This window comes from Microcystis sp. M44BS1 (assembly GCF_020244875.1).
In the GTDB taxonomy this organism is placed as follows: domain Bacteria; phylum Cyanobacteriota; class Cyanobacteriia; order Cyanobacteriales; family Microcystaceae; genus Microcystis; species Microcystis panniformis.
In genome coordinates, this window is the sequence record NZ_JADBVM010000298.1 from 1 (window position 1) to 2,586 (window position 2,586).

2 protein-coding genes and 1 pseudogene are annotated in these 2,586 nt (G+C 40.8%); 1 reads left to right on the plus strand and 2 read right to left on the minus strand.

Features of this window, described 5'->3' with window-relative positions:
• The coding region (locus tag IM515_RS22355; RefSeq protein WP_287630125.1) for a lipid kinase at positions 1–768 on the minus strand (768 nt) is incomplete at its 3' end.
• A gap of 362 nt (positions 769–1,130) precedes the next feature.
• On the opposite strand from IM515_RS22355, the gene IM515_RS22360 reads away from it, so the two are divergent.
• On the plus strand, positions 1,131–1,889 hold the full coding sequence (locus IM515_RS22360; protein ID WP_190722561.1) for a sulfite exporter TauE/SafE family protein: 759 nt from the start codon (positions 1,131–1,133) through the stop codon (positions 1,887–1,889).
• Between the two features lie 265 nt (positions 1,890–2,154).
• Here IM515_RS22360 and IM515_RS22365 read toward each other — a convergent pair.
• Positions 2,155–2,439 (minus strand): annotated as a pseudogene (locus tag IM515_RS22365) (DUF2887 domain-containing protein); the annotation flags it as partial.
• Between the last annotated feature and the right edge of the window lie 147 nt (positions 2,440–2,586).

The window sequence follows — 2,586 nt, forward strand, 5'->3', positions numbered from 1 at the left end:
CTGAATTTGAATTTCTTTCCCCTTAAGAGTTCTCACCCAAGATAATAAACCCTGTTGTCCTCGCGGTAATGTCCATAAAAGCGGGAAAATTTGCCACCAGTGTTCAATTTCTAGGCTATATAAATCTAACCTTTGATCGTCGATTTGGGCATCGTGAGCTATCGGCATTCCTCCCCCATAATAACGACCATTTCCGATCGCTATTTGTAGGGTTTTAACTTTGATATTTTGGCCATCAATACCGATAATAGCGGTAAAAGGACGAGTTTTACTTAATACCTGTAAAGCTGTCCAAGCGTAGGCCAAAATCCCCAAACGTCGCTTTAAACCCTTGTTCAGTTTTTGGGTAATTTTCACACTTAATCCTAAACTAGCCACGTTGAAAAAGTATTTATTATTTACCCAACCTAGATCGATATATTTTAAATTACCTTCCGCAATAATTCGACAGGCTTCGGCAATAGAATTCGGTATCCCTAAAGTCCGGGCTAAATCATTAGCCGTTCCCAGAGGTATAATGCCTAAAGGCAGTTGAGTTTCTACCAACATATCCGCCATAGCATTAAGAGTCCCATCGCCACCACCGACAATAACTAAATCAATACTAGAGCGATATTTTTCCAGCAAAAAAGGTATATCTTCTACCTTTTTCAAAGGGACGCTGATAATTTCAAAATCCCAATTATTGAGCAGATCAACAGTTTGAGCAAAGTTTTCTTTACCCTTGCGCGAGTGACGATTAATTAGTAGTAAAGCTCTTTTAGTCATAGGTAAGTTTCTCAGCAGTGCAGGGATAAAGGTTATGTAATTAGGAGTTGCTGAATAAATGTGAAATATAGACGAGGTAAGGGTTTTAGTGGCTGGTTTTGCGAAACAGGTGCAAGTCCTGTAGGGGCGAAGCATTCAGGCATAACCTATCGCTGAAACCGTAGATTTTCTATCCGAATCCTTCGCCCTTATTTTTTCAGCAAACCCTAATTAAATCAGAAAAAATATCAGGTGATTGTCAATAATTTAGCCCCATTGATCACTAAATTTTAGTTAATAGCCCTTTCTTCGAGAAAATGTTCTACCATTGCCCCTATGTATGATAGCAAATTCAGACCCTTCAAGGCCATGAACCGAAGATAATGGCAGACTATTACTTAATTTTACTGATAACAGGCGTTTTTTCGGGCTTATTAGCGGGTTTATTTGGTATTGGGGGTGGCACTATCTCCGTGGCGATCCTGTTAAATTTGGGCTACAGTTACGGGGAATCGGTGGCTACCAGCAGTTTAGCGATCGTTTTTACTTCCCTAGGGGGTACGATCCAAAATTGGCGATTAGGTTCCCTCAAATGGCAGCGAGTTCTCCTCTTAGGTTTACCCGGGATTTTTACGGCATTTATCGGGGTCTATCTGGTCAAATCTAGCCCCAAACACCTCCTAGAAGCGGCTTTTGGTTGTTTTTTACTACTCAATATCTATTTAACCAATCTCAAGCAAAATTTAAGCCAAAAAGAGCCAGTTTCTGCCCTTAGATTGCATCCTAATCTAGCCTGTCTGCTAACCGGAGGAATCGCTGGATTTCTAGCCGGTATTTTCGGAATTGGCGGTGGGGCGATCATGGTGCCACTACAAATGATTTTTTTGGCAGAAAAGATCAAAATCGCCATTGTCACCAGTTTAGGTGTGGTTTTACTCAATTCGATCGCCGCCTGTTTCGCTCATGCCCAAGCTGGTCATATTCTTTATCTAGAAGGGATTATTTTAGGTATCGGTGGTTCTATAGGTGTACAAGTAACCACTCGTTTTTTACCGAAATTACCCGATCGATTGGTGCGGATTACTTTTTATATTTTTCTGCTACTGATGGCCATTTATTTCTTCATCCGCGCTTGCTCTTAGACCGCATCAACGGACTCGTTAAATCTCAACTTTCTAACCCTTCCAGTCTCTCCCTGATGGGCTTTTTCCGTATTCATCAATAAAAAACGGAGAATACTTGACAAATTCGGGGGGGTAGAATGGCGGAGATTATTGCTTTTAATCGCTCATCTATGGGGTATAAATCTTAACTTTTCCCAGTATTAGCCATAACATTAGCTTGAATCAATCAAATCAAACAGGATTTAGTATAACAGAACCTCCTAGACATGAGGACATAAGGAGATTATGTCCCGTTTTGTATAGCTCTAACCTGTTTAACCTCTAATTCTAAGGCGGATGCGACTTGCTCAACGCTTAACCCTAAGGCTAACAAACGAGGAACCGCCTCTAGTGCTTTGTTTAGTCTGCCTTCCTGACGCGCTTCCTCGCGCACATCTTGAAAATACTGAGTTTGTTTTAATTCATCTAAACTAAACATAGTTTCTATCTCCCGACGATTGAGCAGCGGTAACTTATAAACAAGAATCGTCTCTATTAATTGTAAGAGTTCTTGCGGTTTGCGGTTGGGAGCATCTCATTTATGCAAGTGAGTAATTATACTTATCCCTAAAACTGGTTTCTAGCAAGGCTTTCAAAATAGCTTGACATAAAAACCTGATTTAGGAGTTACAAAGGTGAGATGCTCCCTCTTCTGGTGTCCCCTAGGTCTGCATAC